We start from the raw sequence: 1136 nt of genomic DNA on the forward strand, positions 1-1136 counted from the left end.
ATGGCGAAGCGCAGCTTCTCCTCCATGGCGATCGGCACGATCAGCACCACGTCCATCGTCACATTGTCGCCCGGCATCACCATCTCGACGCCGTCGGGAAGCGTGACGATCCCCGTCACATCCGTCGTGCGGAAATAAAACTGCGGGCGGTAGTTGGTGAAGAACGGCGTGTGGCGGCCGCCCTCCTCTTTCGTCAGAATATAGGCCTCGGCCTTGAACTTCGTGTGCGGCTTCACCGAACCCGGCTTGCACAGAACCTGGCCGCGCTCCACATCCTCGCGCTTCGTGCCGCGCAGCAGGCAGCCGACATTGTCGCCCGCCTCGCCCTGGTCGAGCAGCTTCCTGAACATCTCGACGCCCGTCACCGTCGTCTTCGTCGTCGGACGGATGCCGACGATCTCGACTTCCTCGCCGACCTTGATCACGCCGCGCTCGATGCGCCCCGTCACCACCGTGCCGCGGCCCGAAATCGAGAACACGTCCTCGACCGGCATCAGGAACGGCTGATCCTTGGGGCGCTCCGGCTGCGGAATGTAGCGGTCGACCTCGGCCATCAGCTTCAGGATCGCGTCATGGCCGAGCTCGGGGTTCTTGCCCTCGAGCGCGCACAGCGCCGAACCCTTCACGATCGGAATGTCGTCGCCAGGAAACTCATACTTCGAGAGCAGCTCGCGCACTTCGAGCTCGACGAGCTCCAAAAGCTCGGGATCGTCGACCATGTCGACCTTGTTCAAGAACACGACGAGCGCCGGCACGCCGACCTGACGGGCCAAGAGAATGTGCTCGCGCGTCTGCGGCATCGGACCGTCGGCGGCCGAAACCACCAGGATCGCGCCGTCCATCTGCGCCGCGCCGGTGATCATGTTCTTCACATAGTCGGCGTGGCCAGGGCAGTCGACATGCGCGTAATGGCGGTTCTTCGTCTCATATTCGACATGCGCCGTCGAAATGGTGATGCCGCGCGCCTTCTCCTCCGGAGCCTTGTCGATCTGGTCATAGGCCGTAAAGGTCGCCCCGCCCGTCTCCGCCAACACTTTCGTGATCGCCGCCGTCAAAGACGTCTTGCCATGGTCGACGTGTCCAATCGTCCCAATGTTGCAGTGCGGCTTCGTGCGTGAAAACTTTTCCTTGGCCAT

At 62.9% G+C, this 1136-nt stretch carries 1 protein-coding gene; it reads right to left on the minus strand.

Features of this window, described 5'->3' with window-relative positions; translation table 11 throughout:
• Positions 1-1136 (minus strand): elongation factor Tu (gene tuf, locus FEV16_RS16755; RefSeq protein ID WP_138168746.1); only part of this gene is annotated, 1136 nt, incomplete at its 3' end.

The organism is Methylocystis sp. B8, from assembly GCF_005771425.1.
GTDB lineage: Bacteria > Pseudomonadota > Alphaproteobacteria > Rhizobiales > Beijerinckiaceae > Methylocystis.